The following is a 25,146-nucleotide window of genomic DNA, read 5'->3' on the forward strand; positions in this document are numbered from 1 at the left end:
ACCGGCGGCCGAGTCGTCGCGTGAGGCGGGTACTAGAGCCGCTCTACGACGTTCATGAGGCTAACTATCGGTTACCGATAGTGTGGCGGTAATTCCAGTTCCTGAAAAGCCCGGTCCTGCTCCCGCGCGACGAGCGATCCGGCGTGACCGAATCGTGATATTTTGCCGGAACATCGCCGTGACCTCGGTCAGGCCATCCTCCGCGCGGTGCGGCCTGCACAGGATTCGCAGGGCCAGAACGCCGACGGGGTTACCGAACCGATATCTCGCGCCGCGAAGGAGCCCGACGCGCCGTTCAGATCCGTGGGCCTCGGAGAGAAACGCCGGTGCCGAGCAAGGTGAAGCCGGCGCCGGTCAGCAGGTGCTCGTCGAGCAGGTTGCGGGTGTCCACGACGACGGGCCGGTCGACGACGGTCGCGCATTTCGCCCAGTCGAGCGAACGGAACTCGGGCCACTCGGTGAGGATTACGAGCGCACCGGCGTCCTTGGCCACCAGGTACGGGTCGTCTACCACCCGAACGCCGTCGAGGCCGGGGGTGCCCGCCGGGACACACGGATCGTAGGCGGTGACCGTGGCGTCGTGCCTCGTGAGCTGCCGTGCGACCGCGAGCGCGGGGGAGTCGCGCAGGTCTCCCGTCCCGGCTTTGAACGCGAGACCGAGCACGCCGATCCGCGTCCCCGACAGCGAGCCGTCGACCGTGCCGGTGACCGCGCGGCGAATCTTGCGCAGCACCATCGCCTGCTGCCGGTCGTTGGCGCGCAGGGCATCACGGATCACGGCGAAATCCACCCCGGATGCCTCCGCGGCCCGCAGCAGCGCGCGCGTGTCCTTGGGCAGGCACGATCCGCCCCAACCGGGGCCCGGCGCGAGGAAGGCGGGACCGATCCGGTCGTCCATTCCCATCGCGTCGGTGACCTTCGTGATGTCGGCGCCGACCCGTTCGCACAGTTCGGCCAGGGTGTTCACGAACGAGAGCTTGATCGCGAGGAAGGCGTTGCTGGCGTACTTGGCCAGTTCCGCGCTGGCCGGGTCCGATCGCAGTACCGGCGCGCCCGTCACGGCGTACAGTGCCGCGACGCGGTCGGCCGCCTCCCGGTCGATCGCGGCCGAACCGACGAGGATGCGGTCGGGGCGCAGGAAGTCCTCGACCGCGTGGCCCTCCCGGAGGAATTCGGGGTTGCTGACGACCGGCGTGCCCGCGAGACCGGGCCGGCCGGGGATTCGCGCGGCCGTCCCCACCGGGACGGTGGACTTGGTGACCAGCACGCAATCCGGCGACAGGACGGTGGACAACGTCTCGAGCGCCTCCTCGATCACACCCAGGTCGGCCGTTCCGCTGGTGCCCATCGGCGTGGGCAGGCACAGCAGAACCACTTCGCATCGGTGCAACTCGCCTGGGTTCGCCGTGAAGACGAGCCGGTTCTCCGAAAGCCCTTCCCGAACCAGTTCCGGCAAGCTCGGCTCGGCGATCGACACGGTGCCCGCGCGAAGTTCCGCGATTTTGGCCCGGTCGTTGTCGACACAGACCACATGGTGTCCCCAATGGGAGAGGCAGGCGGCACTGGTGAGCCCCACGTAACCGGCACCCACCACACCGACGCGACTACCCATGGCGCACCTTCTCGCCGAGCAGCCCGGCCGCGGCGCTGAGCACATGCTCGGGTCGCAGCATGAGCAGCCCGGGATCCGGATGGTCGGAATGCGGATCGCCCACGGACCCAGCCCACAGCGGCACATGGTGTTTCGCGGCGGCGGGCGGTCCCCAGCGATGCGGCGGCGTGGGGCCGAACAGCAGCACCGACGGGGTGCCGAAGGCGGTGGCGAGATGCCCTACGCCGGTGTCGCCGCACACGACCAGTGCCGCGCCGGCCACCAGCGCGGCGAGCTGGGCCAGGCCGGTGCGTCCCGCGTACACCGCCGAGGGCGGTAGTCCGGCTTGTTCGGCGACGGCGTTCGCCAACGGGATCTCGCCGCGCGTACCGGTGATCACCACGCGGTGGCCGTCGGCGCCGAGTTCCCGCGCCACTCGGGCGAAGCGTTCGGACGGCCAGCGACGGGCGGGATAGGCCGCGCCGGGATGCAGCACGACCACGTTCGACTCGGGGGCGGGCTCCGGTGGCACGGGCAGCAACAGGGCGCTGGGATCGGTGTCGATGCGTCCGAATCGCAGCAGCCGGCACCAGCGATCCACCTCGTGCATGTCCTCATGCCACTCGGGGCCGGGTAGTTCGGGGAAATCCGGATGGTGGTGGGTCAGCACAGTGCCGGGACCTGCCGCCCGGAGGTCCCGGATGCTTTCCGGCCCACTGCCGTGCAAATTCACCGCCAGCTTCGGCGGCGCGCCGTGCCATCGGAGCGCACCCAGTTGCGCGGTCGGCAGCAGTTCGTCCACCGCATCGATGAGACCGACCAGATCGCGGAGCGCTTCGGGCGCGGCCAGTACCACCCGGTCGTCCGGGTAGGCGTTTCTCAGCCCGCGCAGGGCGGGCACGATGGTGAGTAGGTCACCGAGCCCGAGTGCGCGGAGCACGAGAACGGGGTGGCTCAGGGCCACGATCCCTCTTCCGAGGCGCACACGACCATCTCCCTGACCTCGCAGCCCGGCGGCTGCCGCAGTGCGAAGATCACCGCGTCGGCGACGTCCTGGGGCCGGTTGAGTTTCGCGTCGGGCGGCGGCTTGTACTGCTCGTCGCGGTCGTCGAAGAAGGCGGTGTGCATTCCGCCCGGGATCAGCAAGGTCACCCCGACGCTGCCGGCTGTTTCGGCGGCGAGCGCCCGGGTGAAGCCGACGACACCGAATTTCGAGGCGCAATAGGCGGTCGCGTCACCGACGGCCTTGATTCCCAGGGTGGAAGCGCAGGTCACCACCGTCCCCTGGCTCGCACGCAGGGACGGAAGGGCGGCGCGGATGACGGCGGCCGTGCCGAGCAGGTTGACCTGGACCACGTACTCCCACTTCTTCGTGGGCACCTTGTCCAGGGGTCCGCACGCGTCGATTCCCGCGGCGGTGAACACGCCGTCGATCCGGCCACCGGCGCGTTCGGCGAGTTCGCGCACGGCTTGTTCGGCGGCGAAGGTGTCGGCGAGATCGGCACACACGAAGTCGACGGGCGTCTCCGGCTCCACCCGGTCGATCACATAGGGGCGGCCCCCGTTCTCGCGGACAGCGGCGGTGACCGCCGCGCCGAGCCCGGAAGCGCCGCCGGTGATCAAGACATTGCCGAGGGTTCGCATCGCGCTCCTTACGTCGTGTCAGCCGCGGGCCTGGGTCGCGGCGACCAGTTGTGTTGTCGAGTAACCGCGAACAGTCGGAATCAGCGCGATCTCGCCGCCGTAACCGCGGACCACCGCGGCTTCGGGAAGGTCGACGCCGGTGTAGTCGCCGCCCTTGACCCACACATCGGGGCGAAGGCGGTCCAGCAGTGTGCTCGGTGCGGCTTCGTCGAACACGACGACGGCGTCCACCGAGGACAGGGCGATGAGCAGCCTGGCACGATCGCGCGCGGGCACGATCGGGCGGTGCGGACCTTTCAGACGCCGCACCGACGCATCGGAGTTGAGGCAGACCACCAGCGCGTCGCCCATGGCCCGAGCCCGGCGCAGCAGGCTCACGTGGCCGGGGTGCAGCAGGTCGAAACAGCCGCCGGTGGCAACGAGCCTGCCGCCCGCCGCCCGCACTCGCGCCGCCACCTCGAACGCCGACCCGCCCGTTTCGGTGGTGTCCGACTCCGCGGCAGCGGTGCTGTCGCAGATGGACAACGTGGCCGCGCCGCCCGCCGCGACGAACCCGGCCGCCGCGTCCACGGCGTGCGACACCGCCTCGGCCACCGTGGACCCGTGGCACAGTGCGGCGGTCGCGGCCGAGGCGAATCGGTCGCCCGCGCCACAGGTGTCGGTACCGGTGTGCCCGGCGATCCGTATCTCGGCGGGCACCGGCACCACGGTGAGACGCTTCCCATTGGCCAGCACCGCCCCGGCCGAACCGGTGGTGACCGCGACCGAATCCGCGGCCCACTCGTCACGGAGTACTTTCGCCAATTCGTCGGCTTCGACATATCCCGGTGCGAACTGGCGCGCCTCTTTCAGATTCGGCGTAACCAGCGAGGCACCGGGCGTCGGGGCGGGGCCGCGGGGGTGCGGATCCCACACCACCGGCACCGAGCGGGCCAGCTCGGTCAGCATGTGCCGGATCTGCGGATGCGCGGCGACGCCTCGGCCGTAGTCGGCGACGAGGATCGCGCCCGCCGCCCGCAGGGTCCTGGTGACCGAAGCGCTCAGCTGGCCGCCATCCGCCGTCCCGTCACCGGTGTCCAGCCGAAGCAGGGACTGACCGGCGGCGCGGATGCGGGTCTTGCGTACCGTCTCGCCCCGCAGCGGCATCGTGACGAATCGAACGTCCCGGCCCAGCAGCCGCGCGAGGGTGTGGCCGTCCCGGTCGTCGGTGGTCGCGGTGACGAGGGAGACGTCGGCGACCGACTGCGCGGCCAGCGCCGCGGCCAAACCGGCGCCGCCGGGACGTACCCACTGGCGTTCGACGTCCACCACGGGCACCGGCGCTTCGGGAGACAACCGGTCGGCGACGCCCTCGATGTCGACGTCGAGAATACTGTCGCCGACCACGACCAAGGGCTTCACGTCGGTACCCCCAGTGCGTCGTCGAGTGCCGAGCACAGGGCATGCACCAAGACCAGATGCACTTCCTGCACGGTGGCAGTGGTGGCCGCCTCCACGGCAACGGCGTCATCGCACAGTGCCGCGAGCGGATTGGGCGCGGGGCCGGTCATCGCCCACGTGGTGACGCCGATGTCGTGCGCCGCCTTCGCCGCGGCCACCACGTTGGGGCTGGTGCCGCTCGTGGACAGCAGGATGAGCACGTCGTCGGGCCTGCCGTGCGCGCGAACCTGCCGCGCGAACAGTTCGATTCCGCCGTAGTCGTTCACGATCGCGGTGCCCGCCGAGGTGTCGGCGTGCAGGGCGATCGCCGAGAACGGGCGCCGCTCGTTGCGGAAGCGGCCGACCAGTTCCCCGGTCAGGTGCTGGGCTTCGGCCGCGCTGCCACCGTTGCCGCACGCGAGCAACCTGCCACCGTTGTCGAGCACGGTCGCCAGTTCCCTTCCCCACCTGCGGATATTCGGTGCGAAGCGACTGGTGCGCTCCAGTGCCGTTGCCAGAGCCGCGAAATGCTCCTCGATCACCGCGCACCTCCTGTCCGCAGACGCTCACGCCTGCCCGCACCGAGTTCTTCCGCCACCGTGACGACCTGCTCCGGGGTGATCGAATCGAGGCAAGGGTGCCCCGGCACCGGGCACTCGCGCGCCCTGCTGCCGCGGCAAGGGGCGCGCTGATCACCGAGCATGGCCACCGGAACCCCGTAGGGAGCCCACCGCTCGGCGGGCACGACCGGTGCGAAGAGCGAGACCACGGGCGTCCCGACGGCCGCGGCGAGGTGCGCGGGCCCGGTATTGGGCGCCACCACCACGCTCGCGTCGCGGAGCACGGCGGCGAGTTCGGGCAACGTGGTGGCTCCGCCGAGGTCGATGGCGTGCCTACCGGCGACCGCGTGGGTGAGCGGTCGGTCGGATCGGTCGCCGGTCACGATCACCCGGTGTCCGGCGCCGGTCAGCGCGGCGACGATAGCCGCGGAACGGGAGGACGACGGCTGCCGCGCCGGGACCGACGCGGCCGGATGGACCACCACGTACCCCGGTTCGCCGGTGAGACCACCGACCTGCGGCAACGGTTGCCGAACGGCGAGTTTCCCGTCGTCGCCGGGCGGCAGCCGGAAACCCGCCGCCTGCGCGAGCGACAGCGCGCGTTCCGCTTCGGGCGGATCGCCGTGGACGCGATGACGCAGGTCCAGCAGCGAACCGGGGTAGTCCTCGGAGATGGCGCCGATCCAGGGGACGCCGGCCATCCTGAGCAGCAGCGCCAGCGGCAGTGGCGACTGGTGGAAAGAGGTGGGAATCAACGCCAGATCCACCTCGAGAGCGCGTATCCGCTCGATGAACGCGGTGGTGTCCGCCGAGGTGACCGGGGGCGGCTCCGGGTCGATCCAGGGCGCGCACCAGTTCGAGACCTGGTGCACACCGGGCAAGAGGTCACCGGCGGCGCGGCCGCGAGGCCCGGTCAGCAGCGTCACCGAATCGACGTGCGCCGCTACCGCGCGCACGCACGGACCGGCCAGCAGCACATCGCCGAAGTTGTCCATGCGTGCCACCAGCGCCCGGCCTGTCACGGCACGCCCGCCATCGCCAGCCGGACGGCTTCGGCCAGGTCTCGCGCCACGGTCGCATCGCGACGCGCGCGCTGCACCTCTTCGGGGCGAGTTCTCGCGGTGGGCACCAGGATCGCGCGTGCGCCCGCGCTCATCGCGGCGGCGACGTCCGCGCCGGTGTCGCCGATGACCACGCACCTGCCGACGTCCACGCCGAGGTCCGCGGCGGCCTGTCGAATCAAGCCGGGCTCGGGTTTGCGGCACGCGCAGCCGTCGTCCTCGCCGTGCACGCACACCTGCCAGGTGGCGAACGGTCCGAGCAACTCCTCGACCCGGGAGTTGACCGCGGCGAGCTGTTCGGGACTGATCAGCCCTCGCGCGACACCGGACTGGTTGCTCACGACGCCGAGCTGGACGCCGGCCGCGCGCAGCTTCCGCAGTGCCTCGACCGCTCCCGGCACCGGTTGCACTCGGCCGGGATCGGCGAGGTAGGGGATATCGATGATGAGGGTGTCGTCCCGGTCGAACAACAACGCCAAGGGCGAGGTGTGGGTGGCGTTCCGGTGTCGCAGCTCACCGCGCAGTCGGTGCCAGCACGCGGCCGGTGGTATGAGCGCGCTGGTCACCGTCATCCGGCCGATCTCCGCCGGTGTGCGGGGCCCCGGCGCGATCCGGCGCGCGGCGAACACACCGGTCAGCGCCGTCCATGCCGCCGCGAGCAGGATCGCGGACCGGTACCGGCCCGCGACGCCGAGCGCCATGGCCGCCGCGCCCGCGGCCGTGGTGAGCGCGTGGCGGGGCAGCAGTCCCTGGTCTTCGCCGATGCGCCGCCGCCATCGAGCGCCGTACTTGCGCCGCAGCAAGGCATTGTCGGCGTTTCCGCGTTGCGCTCGCACACTCGCCATGGGCCCCGATTCGCGGACCGGGTGGCGCGTGAGCCGATTCCCGGACGCGATGGCGAACCCCGCCAGACAGACCCGGAGCGCGAGGTCGGCGTCCTCGCGAAAGGCCCTCGGGAACCGCTCGTCGAAGCCGCCGACCGCGACCAGCGCGGACCTGCGGTAGGCCATGTCCGCGGTGATCCACCGCGCCGTGGCCAGCCGGGCCGTCGCGCGTTCCGCGTCGGTCGGTGGCCGGTGCTTCGGCAGCGGAACCTCGATGCGGGCCGTGGACGCCGCGGTGTGCTGGTCCAGATCCCGCAGGTCGTCGGCAAGGCGGGCGGGCCAATCCGGCGCGGTGATCACGTCGTCGTCGAGGAAGGCGATCCACGTGCCCGCGGCGTGCCGCCACCCCGCGTTCCGCGCCGCGGCGGGCCCGCGGCCGCCCGATCGGATGACCCGCGCCGGAGGCGCTGTCTCGGGCAGCGTCAGCTCCTCGCCGCCTGGCCGATCGTCCACCACGATGATTTCCCGTGGCTTCGGACCCGACGCGGCGGCGAGCGACTCGAGCAGCAGGCGAAGGCTTTCCCGGCCGGTAGTCGGGATCACGATGCTGTAGTCCACGGTGTGGGCTTTCATGAGCGGCGGACCACGAACGAGCCGAGGGCGAGCAGATCGATCGGGGCGGAACCGAAGCATTCGAGCGCGTCGCGTGGCGAGTCGACCATCGGCCTGCCCGCGGTGTTCAAGCTCGTGTTGATCACCACGGGCAACCCCGTGCGCTTGTCGAACTCCGACAGCATCCGCGCCAGGACCGGGTTGTCCGCGGGATCGACGGTTTGCACCCGGGCGGTGCCGTCCACATGCGTCACGGCCGGGATCCGCTCGCGCCACGCCGGATCCACGTCGTGGACGAAAAGCATGTAGGGGCTCGGCAACGGCCCGCGTCCGAAGATCTCGGACGCTCGGTCGGTGAGCACCATCGGTGCGAGCGGCCGGAACTGTTCACGCCCCTTCACCTCGTTGAGGCGTTCGAGATTCGCCGACCGGCCGGGATGTGCCAGCAGCGAGCGGTGCCCGAGGGCGCGCGGGCCGAATTCGGCGCGGCCCTGGAACCAGGCCACCACGTGGTCGTCGGCGAGCGCTTGCGCCACTTCGGCCGCGATGTCCTCGGACCTGGTGTATTCGACCTTCGCCGTACGGAGAACGGTCTCCAGTTCCTGGTCGGTCCACTCGCGGCCCAGGGCGGCCCCCCGCATCGGGGTGGCTCGCTCCCCGAACTCGGCCGCCAACTGCAGTGCGGCGCCCAGCGCGGTGCCCGCGTCACCGGCGGCCGGTTGCACCCAGATCCGTTGGTAGGGGCCTTCGGCGTGCAGCCGGCTGTTGGCCACACAGTTCAGCGCGATGCCACCGGCCAGCGTGAGGTTCTGCTGTCCGGTCTGGCGATGCAGCCAGGAGCTGAGTTCCAGCAACACGTCCTCGAGCCGCCGCTGGACACTCGCGGCGAGGTCGGCATGGTCGCGGCCGAGCGCACCGCCGGTCACGGCGGGAGCGAATTCCTCCCAGTCCACCTTTTCGGTATGGAAACCGCCGTCGCGGACGGAATACAGCAGTTCGCGGAATCGGTCGAGGAAGCGGGGCGTGCCGTAGGAGGCGAGAGCCATCACCTTGTATTCGTCACTGGACCGGGTGAATCCGAGATGCTCGGTGAGGTCCTCGTACATCAGCCCGAGTGAGTGCGGCAGCCGCTGTGACGCCAATTCGACGAATTTGCCGTCCCGATATTCTCCGGCGAGATAGGAATGGCTTTCGCCGCGCCCGTCGGCCACCAGAACCGCGGAGTCGCCGAAAGGGGCCGCGAGAGCCGCGGACGCGGCATGGGCGAGATGATGTCGCACGAAGCGCACGATCGAGGGATCCAGGCCGGGTAAGGCGGCGGCGAGGAATGCGGGCGCGCGGAACGCGTAGTCCGTCCGGGTAGGTTCGCTGTTCTGATCGAGACCGCCGAGCGAATGATCGACCAGATTCGGATCATACGAATAGCCCACCGCGTCGAGCTGATCGGCACGTAATCCCGCGCGTTCCAGGCACCACGCGGCCGCCTGCCCGGGCACCTCCCACGCCGAGAACGGCACCGGCCGCTTGCCGTGTTTGCGCCTGGTGAACCGCTCTTCCTCGGCGGCCGCGACGATTTCTCCGTCCACGATCAGGGCGGCCGCAGGGTCGTGGAACACCGCGTTGATTCCGAGAATGCGCACGGGCCGCCTTTCTGTCGGAGACGCGGGACCTGTCGGTCTGCCCGCTGACATATGGGTGGCGCTACCCGCTGAAGTCACCACTAAACCGATTCATGCACGTTGGCTATCGTGGTAGCAACTTCTCAGCAGACTCGCTCGCGCGCCCCGCGAACCATTCGATCGTGCGGCGCAGTCCCTCCGCTCTGCCGACCGACGGCTCCCAGCCCAGCGCCCGACGGGCCAGCGTGATGTCCGGGCAGCGCCGCTTCGGATCATCGATCGCGCCCTCGACATAGGTCACCTCCGACCGGCTGCCGGTTACCGATCGGATCTCGTCGGCGAGGCGGCGCACGGAGATCTCGTGCGGATTGCCGATGTTGACCGGGCCCGGGTGGTCGGTGGCCGCCAGCGCCAGCAGGCCGCGCACCGTGTCGTCGACGTAGCACAGGGAGCGGGTCTGCTCGCCGGTTCCGGCGATGGTGAGCGGTGCGTCCGACAACGCCTGTGCGATGAATGTGGGCACCATCCGGCCGTCGTCGGCACGCATGCGGGGACCATAGGTGTTGAAGATCCGGGCGATTCCGGTATCGAGGCCCCGTTCCCGGCGGTGCGCCATGGTCAACGCTTCGGCATACCGTTTCGCCTCGTCGTAGACGCTGCGCGGACCGACGGGATTGACGTGTCCCCAGTATCGCTCGGGCTGCGGGTGCACAGTCGGGTCGCCGTAGACCTCGCTCGTCGACGCGAGGACGAATCGCGCGTCGGTCCGCTCGGTCAGCTCGAGGGCGTTGGCAGTGCCGAGTGCCCCGGCGCGCAGCGTCTCGATCGGCAGCCGAAGGTAGTCCGGAGGCGACGCGGCCGACGCGAGGTGGAAGACGACGTCGAAGAAGCCCAGCGCCGGCCACCGCTCGGTGACGTCGTGCTGGATGAGGTCGAACTCGGGGCGGTCCAGCAGCCGGGCGACATTGTCCACCGTGGAGGTGGCGAAGTTGTCCAGCGCGACCACGGCCGTGCCCGCGTCCAGCAACTGTTCGCACAGGTGCGATCCGACGAATCCGCAACCGCCGGTGACCAAGGCGCGTTCGTATTGTCCGGACATGGTCTCGCCTACCCGTTGCCGTTCGCGGGAATGCCGTGATCTATCGAGGACGACCCGGTGGCAAGCCCGTCACCGTCCCCGGCGCGGCCGTCGGTGGGCCCGCTTTCGTTCTGCGCCCGTACGGTCGCGGCGGCCACCCGACGGTACGCGTGCAGGGTCTCGGTGGCGATCCGGTCCCACGAGTAGCGCGCTTCGACGCGTTCGCGCCCGGCGCGACCGTAGTTCTGCCCGATCGCAGGCGTGGCGAGAAGTTCGCCGACCGCTTCGGCCAGCTCCGCCGGTGCCCGGGGTGGGACCAGCCTGCCGGTCACCCCGTCCACGACGGTGTCGATGAGACCTCCGACCGCGGTCGCGACCACGGGAACCCCGCAAGCCATCGCTTCCAGCGGTGTGATGCCGAAGGGTTCGTACCACGGCGTGCACACGACCACGTCCGCCGACCTCAGTAGCGGGGCCATCCGAGTCCGCGGCACCTGGCCCAGTAGATGGAGCCGGTCGCGCACACCGAGTTCCGCCGCCAGTGCGAGCAGCCGCCTGCCTTCGGGATCATCGGCCACGTCGCCGTCGTCCGGGCCGCCCACCAAAATCAACTCGGTGTCGGGCAAGCTGGTGAGCGCGGTGATGGCGATGTCGAAACCTTTGCGCGGCACCAATCTGCCCACACTGACCACCCGGTGCGCGGCCGACCGCGGTGCGCGCGGTCCGTCGGGCGTGAACTGCACGAGATCCACGCCGCACGGAATCACCGAGGTCCGCGATCGTGGCACACCCATCCTGGCCAATTCGAAGATCTCGTCGGTGCAGGTGGCGATGATGCGGTCGGTCTGTGCGGCGATCAATCCTTCGAGGCGCACCCGGTCGGCCGGGCTGGTGTCGTTCGCCCCCTGATGGCGGCGTTTCACCACACCCAACGCGTGAAAGGTCTGCACCACCGGCAGGGTGGCGGGGCGAGCGGCTCGCAGCGCGGCCAGGCCGGACATCCAGAAATGCGCGTGCACCACGTCTGGGCGCTGATGCCGCCAGTGCGCTCGCAGGAATGCGCCGAAATCGCCCATGTGCGGTAGCAATTCGTCCTTCGGCAGGGGATGGGCTGGCCCGGCCGGGACGCGGATCACGCGATAGCCCTGTTCGGTGGTCACAGTGTGCGGCGCCCGCGCCTCCTCCCGGCGCGTGTAGACGGTGACCTCGTGCCCCTGTCGGCACAGGGCCGCGGACAGTTCCGCCACATGAACGTTCTGTCCGCCGGCATCGACCCCGCCCAGCGCGGCGAGTGGGCTGGCGTGCTCGGACACCATCGCGATCTTCATGATTCCGCCTTCTGTCTCCGGGACACGGCCTTCATCGGGTGACCTCGGCGAGGAGGGAATCCCACCGGCGCAGGAAGACCTCGAGGCCGTAATGTTCCAGCGCGAACTGCCGTCCCGCCTTGCCCGCGAGCACCGCCAGATCGGGTTCGTGGAGGAATTCGTGGAACTTCGCGGTGAGCGCCGCGACGTCGGAAGAGAGGGCACCGGCTTCCGGCGGCACCGCGCGGACGGCCTCGGTGGTGGCGAGGGCGACCACCGGCATGGCCAGGTGCATGGCCTCCAGGAGCGACAATCCGAGGGAGGTCCACCGCGCGGTGTGCAGATACACCCTCCTGCGCGCCATTTCCGGATGCAATGCCGACTGCCGGAGGTCACCGATGCCGCGAATCGGATGAGCGGTGGGCCGGTCGGCGGTGAAGGTGTCGGCTCCGATGCCGTAGACATCGACCGGTCCCGCCATCGCGAAGTCGGGCAGCAGATCGCTTCCGGTGATTCGTCCGCGCCGCATCGGTTCGTTGATCAGGGCCACGCCGTGCGGCAGTTCGCCGGTGTACAGCGCGCCGGGGTCCACGATGCCGTGCGGCACAACCCGGGTGGGCGCGCGTCCGCTGTCCCACATCAGGTTGTTGAAATGCGTGACGTGCACGATCGGGATATCGGTGCGATCCGCCAGCGGATGCCTGGTGGTGGCCGCCCTGGGACGTGGCGTGTTGTGCTCGACGTAGACCGCCGGAATGTCGGCGCCGGGACGACGCCCGAGCCATCGCTCGGCGAGGTCGATTTCCTCCGGGCGCTGGAGAACGACCACGTCCGGCTCGGAGTCGCGCAACGCCGTCGCGGGCACCTCCTCGATGGAGGGCCAGTCGCGGCCGCACCGTCCGCGCCCCCACGGGCCACCGCCGTCCACCACCGGCACCAGGTATCGGTGCGGCCCGCGGACGAACGACGTCGTCCATGAGCCGTGCACGTGCCACAACAGCACGGTCAGCCGTTCGGTGATTGCGGCCATGCCGGTAGCTCTTGCCGATAACTCCCGCGACCAAACCTGGTTCCCGCACCTGTTAGCAATCTGTCAGCTATCGACATGCGCGTGCCGTCGCTTCCCGGGGCCGCTGAAGCGGACCGCGGTGCCGACGAGTTTGAACAGGGGGTGCCAGGCAATGGCTCGCGATATGAGCGCACCGAACGCTGTCACGTTTCCCCCCGAGAATCGGGCAACCGAAATCATCGAGATACTCGATCCCGCCACCGGTGCCACCGTCGGCCGTGTGCCCATGACCGGCCTCGCGGAGATCGATCGGCAGGTCGAGCTGGCCAATCGGGTCCAGTCGGCGTGGGCGCGCACCGCGTCGGCGGAGCGGGCCGCCGCACTGCGTGCCGGTGCCGCCTCGCTGCGCGAGCGCGCCGACGAGCTGGCCGAGCTCAACTGTGTCGAAACGGGACGCCCGCGGTGCGAAGGCGAACAAGGTGTGCTGACCGGTGCCGCGACGTTGGAGCAGTACGCCGAGCTTGGGCCACTGCACCGGGGAAAGACCCTGCAAGGAGACTTCGGGGCGACCGACCTCATGGTGTGGGAGCCGTGCGGCGTCGTCGTCGCGCTGACACCGTGGAACGACCCGGTCGCGGTGTCCTGCGGCTTGCTCGGCGCGGCGCTGGCCACCGGGAACACGGTCGTCTACAAGCCGAGCGAACGCGCACCGCATACCGGCGGTCTGCTCGGTGAATTGCTCGCCCGTGCGCTGCCCGAGGGGGTGTTGCAGACGGTCCAAGGCGACGGGAGGATCGGCGCGCTGCTCGCCGCGCGCACCGATGTGGACGTCGTCGCGCACGTCGGCAGCACCTCCACGGGGCGGTCGATCGCGAAGAGTGTGGCGGCTACGGGCGCCAAGGCGTTGCTGGAAAACGGCGGCAACGACGCGCTCGTCGTCGACGCCGGCGTGGATCCCGTCTGGGCCGCCGGGCAGGCGGCGCTCGGCGCGTTCGCGAACTCCGGCCAGATCTGCGTGTCCGTCGAAAGGATCTTCGTGCACCGGGATGTCGCGGAGGCCTTCCTGGCGGCGCTGGTCGCCGAAGCCGAGTCCTGGAAGACCGCGCCGTTGGTCGACCGGCGTCATCGCGATCAGGTCCACGCCCACGTGCGCGACGCGGTGGACCTCGGGGCCGATCTGCTGACCGGCGGAGCGGTGCCCGACGGCGCCGGTGCGCACTATCCGGCAACCGTTCTGGCGCACTGCGATTCGACCATGCGCATCATGCGGGAGGAAACCTTCGGTCCGGTCGCGCCCGTGCGGCGGGTGGACACGTTCGAGCAGGGCATCGCGGAGGCCGCCGCCGACGACTACGGGCTCGCGGCGACCGTACTCACTCCATCGATGGCCCATGCCCAGCAGGCCTGGCGGGAATTGCCGGTCGGCACGGTGAAGATCAACGCTGTGTTCGGTGGGGCGCCCGGCGGAGCGGCGCACCCCCGGCGGGCCAGCGGGTCGGGCTTCGGCTACGGACCCGAATTGCTCGACGAGATGACTCGGACAAAGGTCGTGCACCTGCGCCCGGCGCCCCACTGAGGAATGCCCCACGGTGCGGCCACCGAGCCGGGAGATCGCGCGCGGCCGGTCGCCCTGCGGGGCAACGGGTATGCGCCGACGCGGTCACCGGGTGGGCCGGACGTGCTCCCTGAAGCGTTATGTGGGCTGACGCTCGTCTCGCCGGGCCGGTCGATCCCCGGCGCTGCGCCACGGCAGGCGCAGAGAAATGGCCGGACGGTTGTACGCCCATTGGGCGACGGCGGTGACGGCCGAGCCCAGCGAGGTGACGCCGGCCAGCAGGGGCCAATGGGTGAGTCCGGCGGTGTCGTAGGAGACCTGCCGGATTCCCGGCGCGATGAGGCTGCCATTGCCGAAGGCCCAGCTCGTCACCATTCCGATCTGCCCACCCAGGTCGGTGGTCCGGGCGAGCATGGCGCGTAACTCGGGGGCCTTGCTGTTGATGTAGAGCACCGTCAGCAAGACGAGAGCCGCGGTGGTCACGGTGGAAACCGTCGCCCCGTGCGACAAAGTGTCGGTGCGAAGCCGGAGGTTCGCCGCGACCAGGCAAACGGTGACGACGACCGCGGCGGCGGAAAGCAACGCCAGGGCTCCGCTGATGCGGGCGGTAGGCGGTTGCTCGGACGACCAGGTGTTCAGGAACGAGGTGGTCGCGGTGATCCGGCCGAAGGCGTTGGCACTGGCTTTGCCGTCCGCCCCCGCGGCGCGCAGCCACGGCTGGAACAGCAGGATCAGTGTGACAACGCTGCCGACCGCTGCGCTCAGATAACCCCAGTGGCCGTCCAGCGTCGACAGGTCCGCCCGGAGACCGGCGAGCCTTCCCGGCGCCGTGCTCGGTACTCGTTCGAGCCGAGTGTCCTTCGCTGACCACGGGGTTGGCTGCACTTCGCTCCGAATCGAGGATGGTTCGGCGTCGAGAACCGAGGCGGATATGGCGGTCCCCGACCGCGGTCGTCCGCGAGCGCGGCCCGGCAGAAGGGGGTATCCGGACATTAAGAGGCGGGCAGCGTTCGATGAATGATTGCGATCAGCGCGATCCGATTACCAGCACCGCCACGCCGCGAGTTCTCGCTGCCAGGGTCCGAGCGGACTCGATCGCTCTGCTGTGCGCAGGTGTCACATCCTGCTGACTTCCGTGCTGGCGGGAGCCGGTTGGCGGCACCGGTCGATGTGGACTTCCGGAGCTGGGCGGTCGCTCGGTGGGATGAGCGCACAGCCGATTGGATGGCCATCAGGATCAGTGTTGTCACGTATCACGCTGAGACGGGGTATCTTTCGGCGGCTTTCGTCTGGATCTGTTCCAGGCGGGTGTTCGGCCCTCGCGTTCTGGCGGTCCGCTGGGTGCGGGGCGGATGGCAGCGGGTGGCAGAGCGAATGAATACGCGGGCAACCGAACTGGGTGTCGCGATCGAGACCGGATCGCGTGTCGACCGGTTGCCGACCGGCGGCCCGGTGATCGTCGCCACCGACTTGCACTCTGCGCGAAGGCTGCTCGACGACCGGTACCTCGCCTGGACCAGCGGTCACGCCGTGCTGCTCGACATCGCCGTCCCTCGGCCGGGACAGACCGAAGCCCCGTGTTCGGCTTCGGCGAAGGTGGCTTCCCCGAGAGCTAGAGCATGCAGGACGACACAACCGCGCCGCGGGACCAGTCGCTCTACCAACTCCGAATTCCCGTCCGCGCCGAGGAGTCCGCCGCTGACGCACAGGCGCGGCTGGCGGTGTTCGCCGAGGACGTCGTGCCCGGCTATCGCGAGCGCGCCACCTTCCGGCGCACGGCAACCGCGAAGGGGTACGCGCGAGTGCGGGAACGGGGTGGGGTGACCGACTCGACGGAGGGGAGCGCCGGTCATCCGGCCCTTCGCTGAAACCCGTTGCGGCGCAGTGCCGGACCTTGCATGTGCCGGGCCGGCGACGCGCGGGAGTGCGCAACGCCGTGCGATCGACCGGTGGAACGGCCGAAAGATGAACCCGGGGAGGTAGGGGAGATACAGTACGGCCGTGACTGAGCACCGATCGCCCATCGGCGGGGATCGCTCGCAGGACCTCGGAGTGCCGCCTTCGCTGGACCTCCGATCCGCCGACTGGTCGAGTTCCGATGAGACCCTTGCCCGGCTGTTCCAACGTGTCGAGGCGTATGCCATAGACGCGCGCGATTGGTACTCGAGGGACAGCCTAACGAAGCGGCGAACCAGCCTGGCCCTCACCGCGACGACGCTCGTTCTGGGCCTACTCGGAATATTGGTGCCGTTACTGACGACCGCCGGAGTGCACGCGATCGACCCGAGCTGGGGATACGTCTTGCTCGCTTGCGCGGCCGGAGGCGCCGGATTCGACCGCTTCTTCGGCGTCTCCACCGCGTGGATGCGCGATCTCCGCAGCGCGCAGTCGATCAACGCGATGTTGTGCGACTTCCAACTGGAATGGGCGTCCGTCTCGCGGGCCGCCGCCAATTCCAACGGGGAGATAGACCGCCGGATGGGACTGCTGAGGGATTTCTCCTACCGGGTCAACGAGGTGATCGCCCACGAAACGGACAGCTGGGCCGGCCAATCGCAACCCTCGGTCACCGCGCGGATGGGCAGATTCGATCGGAGGTAGACCCCGGCGGTGCCGACGGTGGGCGCGCGGCGGCAGCTGTCCCGCAGCCTGAATCCGTTGATCAGCTGAAATGTACCAATGAGGTGACATAAATGAACTCATCGGTTAAATTTCGGTCCATGAAGCATGTCGTGATCGCGGGTGGGACCGATGGGATCGGCCGGGCTGTCGCGCTCGACCGCCTGGCCGCAGGGGACGTCGTCGTGGTGATCGGGCGAGACCCGCTGAAAGGCAAGGAATTTCTCGCCGCCGCCGAGGCGCTCGGTTCGGTCGGCCGCGCGCACTTCGTGCCGGCTGATCTGAGTTCGATCGCGGCGACTCGCGCCGCGATCGACGCTATCCGCGCCCGGTTCACCACGGTGGATGCCCTGGTGCTGTGTGCTCGGCACTACCGGTCCGACCGGCTGGTGACCACGGAAGGCTTCGAATACACCTTCGCGCTGTTCTACCTGAGCCGGTTCGTGCTCAGCTACGAACTCGGCGATCTGTTGAGCACCGCGGCGAACCCGGTGATCGTGAATGTGGCCGGTCCGGGCAGCGGCACCGGTGAGATCCGCTGGGACGACCTCGGCCACGAGCGTGATTACCACGGTATGCACGCTCTCGCCCAGGGCGGACAGCTCAACGACCTGCTCGGCATCGAGTTCGCGCGCAGACCGGCATCGGCCCGGGTGCGTTATGTACTGCTGCATCCGGGGGTGGTGAACACCGCCCTGTCCGGAGACTACGACGCCGAGATGGCGGCCCGGATCGAAACGCTGCGCCGCACCGCGCAACCGATCGACGTGGCGATCGGCCCGATCATCGAAGTGCTGGACGATCCGCCGGCCGAGGCACTGACCGCGATCGTCCAGGGACAACCCGTGGACGTCCACGGACCCGCGTTCGATACCGCGGCGGCCGCGAGACTGTACGACGAGACAACGAAGTTGCTCGGCCGTCTGCAACCGGCGGCGCTCGGCGTTTCCCCGGCCAGGTTGCGGCAGGTCCTCGACTCACCGGTATTCGGCATCGTGTCCACCGTCCAGCCCGACGGCAGCCCACATCAGTCGGTGGTGTGGATACTCCGCGACGGCGACGACGTCCTCTTCGCGGTAGCAGCGGGTAGCCGCAAGGAGCGCAACCTGCGCCGCGACCCTCGCGTCAGCGTGCTGGTCACCCCGCCCGAACAGCCCTACACCTACGCCGCGATCCGCGGCACCGCCACCCTGGACGAAGGCGGCTCGGAAGTGCGAGATCGGCTGGCGCTCAAATACACCGGGATGACCTACGCCGAGCACAACCCGGAAGCCGCGGCCGCCTACGGCGACATCCCGATCGTCACCGTACGGGTGACTCCCGACCGAGTCGTCGGAAGGCTCTGAGCCGACGCGACCCGCGGACGGGCGGCCGTCGGCGCGATCCGGGGACCGCATCGAGCCGACGCGAAGGTGCGAACGGTGGGTCACAGTCCGTTGTGGACGGTCTTCTCCTCGGTGTCGGCTTCGATGCCGCTGCGGCCGATTCCGCGGCCGATTCCGCTGCCCACACGCACACCCCAGGGCAGGGCCGGATCGGGGACTCCCCAGCCGTTGACCCGTATCGGGCGAGTCCGCGGCACAGCGGGACGGGTGTTCGTCATGGGCTGGTCTTCGTCTCCGGGAGCTGGGTGGTGGGCCGGGGTCAGGCCAGGGCGACCAGTTCGTGCAACGTGGAGCCGGTGCGCGTCTCGATGCCGGTCCCGGTGTGGACGGTCAATTCGAACGACGACTCGAACCGGAAGTAGCCGGGATGGCCGACCAGCCGATGCACCAGCGGTTTGATCAGTCGTGATCGAGCGACGGGGATGTCGTCCAGCAAATCGTGGGCATGGATGACCTTCTCGACGACCAAGCGCAGATCCACGCTCTCCGGCACGCGCAGTTCGATCCATTCCGGGTACGTTCGACCGGCGATCGGGTGGAATCGCGCCGGACCTTCGGTGAGCACCGTCTCGCCGGTGGACAACACGATGTCACCGTGCCGGGCGAGCATCAGCGGACTGATCTCGTGCCCGCCCTGCCGCCGCTGGGTCAGCACCGAGGCGTAGAGCAGCGAATAGTCCTCGACGTAGAGCCGCCCCCAGTGCCAGCGGTCGATGATCTTCTTCATATCGCCGACGCCCCAGTTGTGGTCGTGATACCCACGCCCGGTGACTTCGTGGCGGACGCCATCGAGTTCGATGGCGCCGCTCACCCGGGCGCGCGGCGCCGCGACGACCCACCCGAACGAACCCCGTGTCCCGAAGCGTGTCTCGCCTTTGCCCGGCATCCAACTGGGGGTCTCGTTGTGGAATCGCAGGTCGAAGACCAAGCCGTCCTCGGCCATGTGCAGGTGGTGAATCGGCAGCCCGTCCGCCGGGTACTCGGTGCGGGCGTGGTTGGCGCCGATGCGCACGTCGCAGGTGTCGGCCGAGAACACCGCCGCCGCCCGCGGGTACCGCCGCGACACCTGGCGGCGGGTGCCGTCCGGGGCGTACACCATCATCTCCACCCATGGTTTGGCGTTGGGCAGATCCTCCGGTCGCCGCTTGGTCAGGAAGCCGATCACCACGTGCCCGGTGTCCAGGTGAGCGTCGAAGTACCAGTGCTCGAACGCCAATTTGCTCGGCGACGGGTGAAGTCCGTTGTGCTGGGGCTCGACGGAAGTCAGTACCCCGTCCCGGCGGCCGGGCCCATTCCACACTTCGACGATTTCTGCGGTGCTCATAACTGCTTTCGGTGTCGGTGGACATGACGGTGACGCATCGGGTCCGGGGTCGGCGCGGACGCGGCGGCGCGCGGGGCGACCGCCGCGGAGGTCATCGGCGTAGTGCCCCGCCGGCGTCGAAAGCCGCTTCGCGGCCCTGCATCTGGGCGCGGTACCAGTTCTCGCGGTGCCAGAGCATGAACTTCTCGTGCGCCCGCGCGAAGGGCGGGAAGGTTCTGCGCACAATCTCCATCGCCGTGATGAGGGGGAAACGCAGGAGGGGAATGCCGATCCAGGGAAACGCCGGGGGCATGGTGTACCGGCGGCGGGTCCACGGAGCCATGTACATCGCGGAGTACACGGAGTTGATGCGGAAGTTGTACGCCTCACGCAGTCGCGTGAGCCCGCGGTGGCCGTCGCGCGGCGCGAACGCCACCGGGTAGGACTCGATCAACTCCGCGCCGTGCTTACCGGCGTCGTAGGAGCGGGACGCGATGGTCATGGCGAGAACACGCAGCGAGTCGAGGACCGTTTCCGGGTACCAGCGCAGCCGCACACCGAGCAGGTATCCCATGTACTTCTGGAAATGCAGCAGCGCGCGGATTTCCGAGGGCGTGGTCTGATAGCCGAGCGCCCACAATCCGAGGCCGGGGGTGACGCTGCCGCCCAGGAGGGTCAGCATCTGGTAGGTCTGGCTGATCGGCAGGCCCCACCTGTCCATGTCCCACTCCGGATGGCCCGCGACCTTCGCGCGGATCGAGACATGCATGATGCGCACCTTCAGTGCCGTGGCACGTCCCGCCGATCCCGGAGTAAGCAGTGCGCGCGGCTCGGAGACATCGATCCAGAAGCGGGTGGTCTCCAGGAAGCGGCGCAGCGCGCTGTCCCCGGCGTAGCCACCGGCCAGCGACAGCGGGGTCGCGACGGCGGCCTCGGTGTACATCTCCAGGGTTTCCGCGCCGGCGAAGCTGAACAGCATCGTGCCCCACCGTCGCCAGATCGCCGCGCCTTGCTCGACCAGGTCGGGCACCACCCACTCGGGCACCGTCTCGAATTCGTCGAACAGCGCGCGCATCGACTCCGGTGCGTCCGGTACGGCGTCGATGCCCGCGGCGATGGCGGTTTCCAGCATCCGTCGTCCGGCCTGGGGGCCTGCCGCGCCGTGCATCACCTCCGCGACGAACCGTTCCGCGACCGGATCGCCGGTGAACAAGTCCTCGCACAACGCGACTGCTTGCGCGTCGGTGGGAAACAGCTCTTTCCCGGTGACTTTCACGAACAGACGCTCGAGGCGCCGAACCTTGGGGGACCGGCGCGCTTCCCAGTACCGGAACGCGGTCGGGCACTTCACCGACGGCTGTTGCGCGACGACATCCGCGCCCGCGGGCGGGACTTCCACTGACATGGGTGACCTCTCCTGGTATCCGATGCGGTCCGGGTCGTTCGGCCCGGCCTGCTCAGCCCACCAACTCGCGCCGGACCAGCCAGGACCGCGAGTGCTCGATGATCTGCCCGAGACCCTCGGGCTGGTCGACCAAGTAGTGGGTGAGATGAGGTATTTCGATCAGCTCCGCGTGTGGATCGGCGCTGGCGGCGTGCATCTCCCTGGATTCGCCGACGAAAGTTGCTCCGCAGTCTCATCGTCGAACCCTTCTCGGGCGGCCTCGTCGCCACCCCACGCCAGGTGACCATACCATTGGGTATAGTTATCGGTACCATTTTGAATGGAAGAATCGCGTCCGTGCGGAATGATCGCGAAAGGAACTCGGTGACCGGCAGAGACGGCACCATCGCCAGACGGGTGCAGCGGACAGTCACCGCGCTGAAGTGGCCCCGTGACGGGGTCACCTACCATCGAGTGGTGATTTCCACCGACATGGGGCCGCACCGATGACAGCCGACGGCCTACCGGCCGGCGACAGCATCCGGCCTCCCGACGTGGACACCACGAACTCCGCACCGCGGCGCTCCCGGAAAGCGGCGGCGCAGCAACGCGGCCGCAGCCGCGCGCCGCGGCTTTCGTACGAGGCATGGGTTGACGGCGCTCTGGCACTGCTCGCCCGAGAAGGCGTCTCCGCCATCAAGATTCCCCGGCTGTGCCGGGAACTCGGTGTCACCAAAGGCAGTTTCTACTGGCATTTCGACGATATCGAACAGCTCATGGAGGCGATGGCCGACCGTTGGAGCGCGCTGCAAACCGAGATCATCCGCGCGCTCGGCGCGATCGAGTCCGTTCCGGTCGAGCAGCGCATCGCCAACATGGCCGCCAATCTCATCGACCAAGGCACCTGGGCCACCGAAGCCACTGTGCGCGAATGGGCACGGAGCGATGCGAAGGTTGCCGCGACGGTGCGCGCCCTGGATCAACAGATCTTCGAAACGGTGCAGAAGGCGATGCTGGAACTGGGCTTCGCGCCGGAGGAAGCACGGCTGCGCGCCGGTGCGATGGTGTACTTGGGCATCGGCTTCATCCACGGCCGCGGCAGCCTGCCCACGCCGACCGCGGAGCAGGCTCGGGCGATTCTCGGCCTGTTGACCATCCCCGCCCCGACAGAGAATCGGGCGTAGCTAACGGGCGTAGCCGGTGATGCCGCGAATCCAGGCGATGAAGTCCCCGGCGTCTTCGTTGCTGCCGTGGCCCGCGTCCCAATACATGGCGGCGTTCACGTCCGCGCCGAGATTCTCCAGCTTGGCGGCGAGGTTGCCGACGACGGTGAGGGAGGTGTCGGAGTCTTTGGTGCCGACGCGTATCCACCAGTGCCGGGCGCGGCCGGGATTGTCCCGGCCGAGGAAGTACATGGGGTTCATCAACTCGATCTTGTCCGGCAGGTCGCTGTCGAGCCGCGCGTTCGCATCGCCGGTGGCGTGGCGCAGGCTGTAGAGGGTGAAGTGGCGCGCTTTGGTGGTGCCGTTGCCGAATTCGTTGTTCTCGCCAGAGGACAGGTCGAAAGCGTCGAAGGCGGGCACGTTCTTCTTGCGCGCGCCGACGTGGGTGAGGTAATCGGCCCAGGTGAAGGTCGCGGTGTCGTTGTCGAAACGCAGCCATGGGTTCGCGGCCAGGTAGGCGCCGCGCTCGGAGTCCGGCAGTGCCTTCAGGTACTTGCCCGCCGCCGGTCGCAGATAGGTGCGCAGCAGGTGGTCGGCGTAGTTGTCGGCGGTGAGCGCTCCGGACCCGTTGCGCCCTCGCAGATTCAGTGACGTTTGATAGGCCGGAAAGGCTGTGGCGAGTTCCCGCGACACCGTCTGGTCGAGCTGTTCACCGGACGGCGGCGGGTTGGCGCCCCAGTTCCATTCGTAGGCCATGTCGGCGTGCTCGAGGTCGGTGATCGGGCAGTAGCCGGCGCTGGCGAAGATGGCGTCGGAGGCGTCGGCCGCGCCGAGTTCGGTGAGGTAGGAGTGGTAGCGGTCGCTGTCCCCCGAGGCGCCCAGCAGCGCCGACATCGCGCCGCCCGCGCTCACACCGGTGGAGATGATCCAATCGGTGTTGCCGGGCACCCGCCCGCTGTTGTGCCGCAGATACCGCACCGCCGCCTTCAGATCCACGATCGCCGCTGGCGCGACCCCGTAGTAGACGCCGTCGGAGCCGACCAGATCGCGCCCTCGCACGCCCGGCTCGACGACCACATAACCGGCGGCCAGCGCGAGGTCGGGGTTGCCGGTGCGATTCGTGTCCTCGTCGAATCCGCCCGATCCGCCCGGCGCCGCGCCGCTGGGCGGGGCCGCGCCGGACGGCAGGCCACCGGGCGTGCCGCCGGACTTGGTCACCGAGGACGACATGTATCCGCCGATATTGTTGCTGAGCAGGATCGGTGCCCTGCTCGCGTCCACGGCCCTGCCGTCGATCTGCACTGGGACGCTGACGGTCAGGCTCTGGTATTGCTCGTCCACCGGTTTCGCGATGTAGACGATGCCCTTGTACTGGTGGTAGGTGATCCGCCGCTCGCCATCGGCGGTGGCGACCGCCTTGGCTTCGATGCTGTACCGCTCGGGGTCGAAGCGCAGGGCGTCCGATTCGCCGGACTCGGTGTCCTGCTCTTGTCGCGAGTCGCACCCCGAGGCCACCAGTGGGGTCGCGGTCACCGCGGCCAGTGCCGCCAGCATCGTTCTGCGTCGCACGAACATTCCTTTCGGGTCGGAGAACCGGGTCTTCACCAGGGCGTGTCACCGAATGCCGTAGTTCGTCGTGCCACCGGGTGGTCGGTCTCGGTCAACTGACCGGGATGGCGCGCCAACCTGCGGAGCGCGGATCCGAGGTCGGTGATCGGTTCCGCGTCTTCGCCGGGGCCGGTCATGGCGTCTCCTCGCGGTAGGCGTCAGTCCTCCGACGGGCGGTCGCCGCTCGGATCGGTCGATTCCGCGGCGGCGGGATCGTGCTGCCACGTCACGCTCAGCCGGTCGCGCTCGCCGAACCGGACCAGGTGCCTCGCGAGCACGTCCTCGAGGCGCGGCAGGTCCTCGGCGGCCGCCTCGATTCGCAGATGCAGTTCGCCCCCCTGCGCGGTGACCATCGCGCGACCGGAGTCCAAGTCGATCCAACCCGACGAGGACTGCGCCGACCACTCGCCGCCGTTGCGCCGCCCCAGATGCGACACCAACTGCTTGCCGTACCGCTCCGGCCGATCGGTGCGAACCACCGCCCGGGACGCGGTGGACGAGCCGCCCGCGGTCATGACGCGGCCCGCGAGGGGGATCCGGTGTGCGAGACGGCACGGGCATCCAGAATCTGCGAGACCATGACGGCACCAGCCTTCGGATTGCTCAACATTTGCGTGAATCTGTCGCCCATGGGGAACGCGACACATCGTTGGGGCCTCGGGCAGTGTCGACGCAGCGACGACATGGTCAGCACTACCCGGGGCCGCTGCCGTTCACACACCCCGTCGACGCCAACAGCGAACCCTCAGCACACGCTGCGACCGCGCTGTACGACCAGCCGCCGGTTTTCCCCGGTACTCCATCGGGCAGGCGGCCCGTGCCGTGTTTCGGGCCGCCGTGCCGACTCGACTACGTAGACTTCCGGCGTGACCGATCTCGCGGACTTCGCCCGGCTGATCACCGGCGACCACGGACTCTGTGTCGTCTTCACCCTGCGAGCCGACCGCACGATGCAATCGTCCGTGGTCAACGCCGGGGTGTTGCGACACCCGGTGACCGGTGCGGACGCGGTGGGCATGGTGGTGCGCGGCGCTGCCCGGAAATTGGACAATCTGCGCGCCCGGCCGCGTGCCACGGTCGTGGTTCGCGTCGGTTGGGAATGGTGCGCCGTCGAGGGGCCGGTGTGGATCTCCGGTCCCGACGACCCGGCCCCCGACGTCGATGCCGAGCGGTTGCGGCTTCTGCTGCGCGAGGTGTTCACCGCGGCCGGTGGCGTGCACGAGGATTGGGACGAGTACGACAGAGTGATGGCCGCAGAACGCCGGGCAGTGGTCTTGGTCCTGCCGGACCGCATCTATGGCAACGGCTGATATTTTTCGCAGCGCCCGGTAGTGCGCTGCGCCGACCAGTGTCCCGTTGCGCCGAGGACCGGTCCTCGCGCGGCTTCCGGAAGTGCTTGTCTCTC

25 protein-coding genes are annotated in these 25,146 nt (G+C 69.2%); 6 read left to right on the forward strand and 19 right to left on the reverse strand.

The features are described 5' to 3' along the window. Positions 1-295: 295 nt before the first annotated feature. From ABZ803_RS20560 to ABZ803_RS20610, 11 genes are all read right to left on the reverse strand, one after another. On the reverse strand, positions 296-1,612 hold the full coding sequence (locus ABZ803_RS20560) for a UDP-glucose/GDP-mannose dehydrogenase family protein (protein ID WP_357040392.1): 1,317 nt from the start codon (positions 1,610-1,612) through the stop codon (positions 296-298). Next, entirely contained in the window at positions 1,605-2,555 is a 951-nt protein-coding gene (locus tag ABZ803_RS20565; protein ID WP_357040395.1) for a glycosyltransferase family 9 protein, read from the reverse strand. The genes ABZ803_RS20560 and ABZ803_RS20565 overlap by 8 nt, the downstream gene beginning before the upstream one ends. After that, positions 2,546-3,235, reverse strand: coding sequence for an SDR family oxidoreductase (locus ABZ803_RS20570; protein WP_357040398.1), 690 nt, complete (start codon positions 3,233-3,235; stop codon positions 2,546-2,548). Before ABZ803_RS20570 ends, ABZ803_RS20565 begins: the two co-directional genes overlap by 10 nt. Before the next feature lie 18 nt (positions 3,236-3,253). Then, positions 3,254-4,636 (reverse strand): D-glycero-beta-D-manno-heptose 1-phosphate adenylyltransferase, encoded by a 1,383-nt coding sequence (gene rfaE2, locus ABZ803_RS20575; protein ID WP_357040401.1) that lies wholly within the window; start codon positions 4,634-4,636, stop codon positions 3,254-3,256. After that, positions 4,633-5,196, reverse strand: a complete 564-nt coding sequence (locus ABZ803_RS20580; protein WP_062970204.1) for an SIS domain-containing protein — start codon at positions 5,194-5,196, stop codon at positions 4,633-4,635. The genes rfaE2 and ABZ803_RS20580 overlap by 4 nt, the downstream gene beginning before the upstream one ends. Further along, on the reverse strand, positions 5,193-6,236 hold the full coding sequence (locus ABZ803_RS20585; protein WP_357040404.1) for a glycosyltransferase family 9 protein: 1,044 nt from the start codon (positions 6,234-6,236) through the stop codon (positions 5,193-5,195). The genes ABZ803_RS20580 and ABZ803_RS20585 overlap by 4 nt, the downstream gene beginning before the upstream one ends. Then, positions 6,233-7,732: an HAD-IIIA family hydrolase gene (locus ABZ803_RS20590; RefSeq protein WP_357040407.1), complete on the reverse strand. Its 1,500-nt coding sequence runs from the start codon at positions 7,730-7,732 to the stop codon at positions 6,233-6,235. Before ABZ803_RS20590 ends, ABZ803_RS20585 begins: the two co-directional genes overlap by 4 nt. Next, entirely contained in the window at positions 7,729-9,351 is a 1,623-nt protein-coding gene (locus ABZ803_RS20595) for a carbamoyltransferase C-terminal domain-containing protein (RefSeq protein WP_357040410.1), read from the reverse strand. The genes ABZ803_RS20590 and ABZ803_RS20595 overlap by 4 nt, the downstream gene beginning before the upstream one ends. Positions 9,352-9,454: 103 nt before the next feature. Continuing rightward, complete coding sequence (locus tag ABZ803_RS20600) at positions 9,455-10,429, reverse strand: UDP-glucuronic acid decarboxylase family protein (protein ID WP_357040413.1); 975 nt, start codon at positions 10,427-10,429, stop codon at positions 9,455-9,457. 8 nt (positions 10,430-10,437) lie between these two features. Further along, complete coding sequence (locus ABZ803_RS20605; RefSeq protein WP_357040416.1) at positions 10,438-11,736, reverse strand: glycosyltransferase; 1,299 nt, start codon at positions 11,734-11,736, stop codon at positions 10,438-10,440. Between the two features lie 31 nt (positions 11,737-11,767). Then, positions 11,768-12,745, reverse strand: a complete 978-nt coding sequence (locus ABZ803_RS20610) for a glycosyltransferase (RefSeq protein ID WP_357040419.1) — start codon at positions 12,743-12,745, stop codon at positions 11,768-11,770. 163 nt (positions 12,746-12,908) lie between these two features. Between ABZ803_RS20610 and ABZ803_RS20615 the strand changes: the two genes are divergently transcribed. Beyond that, positions 12,909-14,300, forward strand: a complete 1,392-nt coding sequence (locus tag ABZ803_RS20615; RefSeq protein ID WP_357040422.1) for an aldehyde dehydrogenase family protein — start codon at positions 12,909-12,911, stop codon at positions 14,298-14,300. 117 nt (positions 14,301-14,417) lie between these two features. Here ABZ803_RS20615 and ABZ803_RS20620 read toward each other — a convergent pair whose 3' ends face one another. Then, positions 14,418-15,164 carry a hypothetical protein gene (locus ABZ803_RS20620; protein WP_357040424.1) on the reverse strand — a complete coding sequence of 249 codons (747 nt, stop codon included), beginning with the start codon at positions 15,162-15,164 and terminating at the stop codon, positions 14,418-14,420. Between the two features lie 734 nt (positions 15,165-15,898). Here ABZ803_RS20620 and ABZ803_RS20625 point away from each other — a divergent pair. From ABZ803_RS20625 to ABZ803_RS20635, 3 genes are all read left to right on the forward strand, one after another. After that, positions 15,899-16,147 carry a hypothetical protein gene (locus tag ABZ803_RS20625; protein ID WP_357040427.1) on the forward strand — a complete coding sequence of 83 codons (249 nt, stop codon included), beginning with the start codon at positions 15,899-15,901 and terminating at the stop codon, positions 16,145-16,147. A 133-nt stretch (positions 16,148-16,280) separates the two neighbouring features. Beyond that, on the forward strand, positions 16,281-16,880 hold the full coding sequence (locus tag ABZ803_RS20630; protein WP_063049816.1) for an SLATT domain-containing protein: 600 nt from the start codon (positions 16,281-16,283) through the stop codon (positions 16,878-16,880). A 119-nt stretch (positions 16,881-16,999) separates the two neighbouring features. Next, positions 17,000-18,244 carry a TIGR03618 family F420-dependent PPOX class oxidoreductase gene (locus ABZ803_RS20635; protein ID WP_357040430.1) on the forward strand — a complete coding sequence of 415 codons (1,245 nt, stop codon included), beginning with the start codon at positions 17,000-17,002 and terminating at the stop codon, positions 18,242-18,244. Positions 18,245-18,324: 80 nt separating this feature from the next. Here ABZ803_RS20635 and ABZ803_RS20640 read toward each other — a convergent pair whose 3' ends face one another. From ABZ803_RS20640 to ABZ803_RS20655, 4 genes are all read right to left on the reverse strand, one after another. After that, positions 18,325-18,501 carry a hypothetical protein gene (locus ABZ803_RS20640; RefSeq protein WP_357040434.1) on the reverse strand — a complete coding sequence of 59 codons (177 nt, stop codon included), beginning with the start codon at positions 18,499-18,501 and terminating at the stop codon, positions 18,325-18,327. Between the two features lie 41 nt (positions 18,502-18,542). After that, positions 18,543-19,607 (reverse strand): lipocalin-like domain-containing protein, encoded by a 1,065-nt coding sequence (locus ABZ803_RS20645; RefSeq protein ID WP_357040437.1) that lies wholly within the window; start codon positions 19,605-19,607, stop codon positions 18,543-18,545. A gap of 91 nt (positions 19,608-19,698) precedes the next feature. After that, entirely contained in the window at positions 19,699-20,991 is a 1,293-nt protein-coding gene (locus tag ABZ803_RS20650) for an oxygenase MpaB family protein (RefSeq protein ID WP_357040440.1), read from the reverse strand. 52 nt (positions 20,992-21,043) lie between these two features. Next, a complete protein-coding gene (locus tag ABZ803_RS20655; RefSeq protein ID WP_357040443.1) occupies positions 21,044-21,187 on the reverse strand; it encodes a hypothetical protein in 144 nt (47 codons plus the stop codon). A gap of 289 nt (positions 21,188-21,476) precedes the next feature. Here ABZ803_RS20655 and ABZ803_RS20660 point away from each other — a divergent pair, with 289 nt between their 5' ends. Beyond that, positions 21,477-22,154 carry a TetR/AcrR family transcriptional regulator gene (locus ABZ803_RS20660; protein WP_357040446.1) on the forward strand — a complete coding sequence of 226 codons (678 nt, stop codon included), beginning with the start codon at positions 21,477-21,479 and terminating at the stop codon, positions 22,152-22,154. Here the strand turns inward: ABZ803_RS20660 and ABZ803_RS20665 are convergent, their stop codons facing one another. Genes ABZ803_RS20665 through ABZ803_RS20675 form a run of 3 tightly spaced genes read right to left on the reverse strand, consistent with a single transcriptional unit; the run spans position 22,155 to position 24,256 of the window. After that, positions 22,155-23,702 (reverse strand): subtype B tannase, encoded by a 1,548-nt coding sequence (locus ABZ803_RS20665; RefSeq protein ID WP_357040449.1) that lies wholly within the window; start codon positions 23,700-23,702, stop codon positions 22,155-22,157. Between the two features lie 32 nt (positions 23,703-23,734). Then, on the reverse strand, positions 23,735-23,878 hold the full coding sequence (locus ABZ803_RS20670; RefSeq protein WP_357040452.1) for a hypothetical protein: 144 nt from the start codon (positions 23,876-23,878) through the stop codon (positions 23,735-23,737). Positions 23,879-23,899: 21 nt separating this feature from the next. Beyond that, positions 23,900-24,256 (reverse strand): DUF2218 domain-containing protein, encoded by a 357-nt coding sequence (locus ABZ803_RS20675; protein ID WP_357040455.1) that lies wholly within the window; start codon positions 24,254-24,256, stop codon positions 23,900-23,902. Positions 24,257-24,607: 351 nt separating this feature from the next. Here ABZ803_RS20675 and ABZ803_RS20680 point away from each other — a divergent pair, with 351 nt between their 5' ends. After that, entirely contained in the window at positions 24,608-25,051 is a 444-nt protein-coding gene (locus ABZ803_RS20680; protein WP_357040458.1) for a pyridoxamine 5'-phosphate oxidase, read from the forward strand. Positions 25,052-25,146: the final 95 nt, after the last annotated feature.

Origin of the sequence: Nocardia sp. NPDC047648, from assembly GCF_040642815.1 — a bacterium.
Taxonomy (GTDB): Bacteria; Actinomycetota; Actinomycetes; order Mycobacteriales; family Mycobacteriaceae; genus Nocardia; species Nocardia gamkensis.

Coding starts and splice junctions, on each gene's coding strand:
- ABZ803_RS20625 (WP_357040427.1), top strand. CDS start 15,899: ATGCAGGACGACACAACCGCGCCGCGGGACCAGTCGCTCTACCAACTC.
- ABZ803_RS20570 (WP_357040398.1), bottom strand. CDS start 3,235: ATGCGAACCCTCGGCAATGTCTTGATCACCGGCGGCGCTTCCGGGCTC.
- ABZ803_RS20560 (WP_357040392.1), bottom strand. CDS start 1,612: ATGGGTAGTCGCGTCGGTGTGGTGGGTGCCGGTTACGTGGGGCTCACC.
- ABZ803_RS20675 (WP_357040455.1), bottom strand. CDS start 24,256: ATGACCGCGGGCGGCTCGTCCACCGCGTCCCGGGCGGTGGTTCGCACC.
- ABZ803_RS20590 (WP_357040407.1), bottom strand. CDS start 7,732: ATGAAAGCCCACACCGTGGACTACAGCATCGTGATCCCGACTACCGGC.
- ABZ803_RS20635 (WP_357040430.1), top strand. CDS start 17,000: ATGAAGCATGTCGTGATCGCGGGTGGGACCGATGGGATCGGCCGGGCT.
- ABZ803_RS20650 (WP_357040440.1), bottom strand. CDS start 20,991: ATGTCAGTGGAAGTCCCGCCCGCGGGCGCGGATGTCGTCGCGCAACAG.
- ABZ803_RS20660 (WP_357040446.1), top strand. CDS start 21,477: ATGACAGCCGACGGCCTACCGGCCGGCGACAGCATCCGGCCTCCCGAC.
- ABZ803_RS20605 (WP_357040416.1), bottom strand. CDS start 11,736: ATGAAGATCGCGATGGTGTCCGAGCACGCCAGCCCACTCGCCGCGCTG.
- ABZ803_RS20645 (WP_357040437.1), bottom strand. CDS start 19,607: ATGAGCACCGCAGAAATCGTCGAAGTGTGGAATGGGCCCGGCCGCCGG.
- ABZ803_RS20600 (WP_357040413.1), bottom strand. CDS start 10,429: ATGTCCGGACAATACGAACGCGCCTTGGTCACCGGCGGTTGCGGATTC.
- ABZ803_RS20615 (WP_357040422.1), top strand. CDS start 12,909: ATGAGCGCACCGAACGCTGTCACGTTTCCCCCCGAGAATCGGGCAACC.
- ABZ803_RS20610 (WP_357040419.1), bottom strand. CDS start 12,745: ATGGCCGCAATCACCGAACGGCTGACCGTGCTGTTGTGGCACGTGCAC.
- ABZ803_RS20670 (WP_357040452.1), bottom strand. CDS start 23,878: ATGACCGGCCCCGGCGAAGACGCGGAACCGATCACCGACCTCGGATCC.
- ABZ803_RS20640 (WP_357040434.1), bottom strand. CDS start 18,501: ATGACGAACACCCGTCCCGCTGTGCCGCGGACTCGCCCGATACGGGTC.
- ABZ803_RS20655 (WP_357040443.1), bottom strand. CDS start 21,187: ATGCACGCCGCCAGCGCCGATCCACACGCGGAGCTGATCGAAATACCT.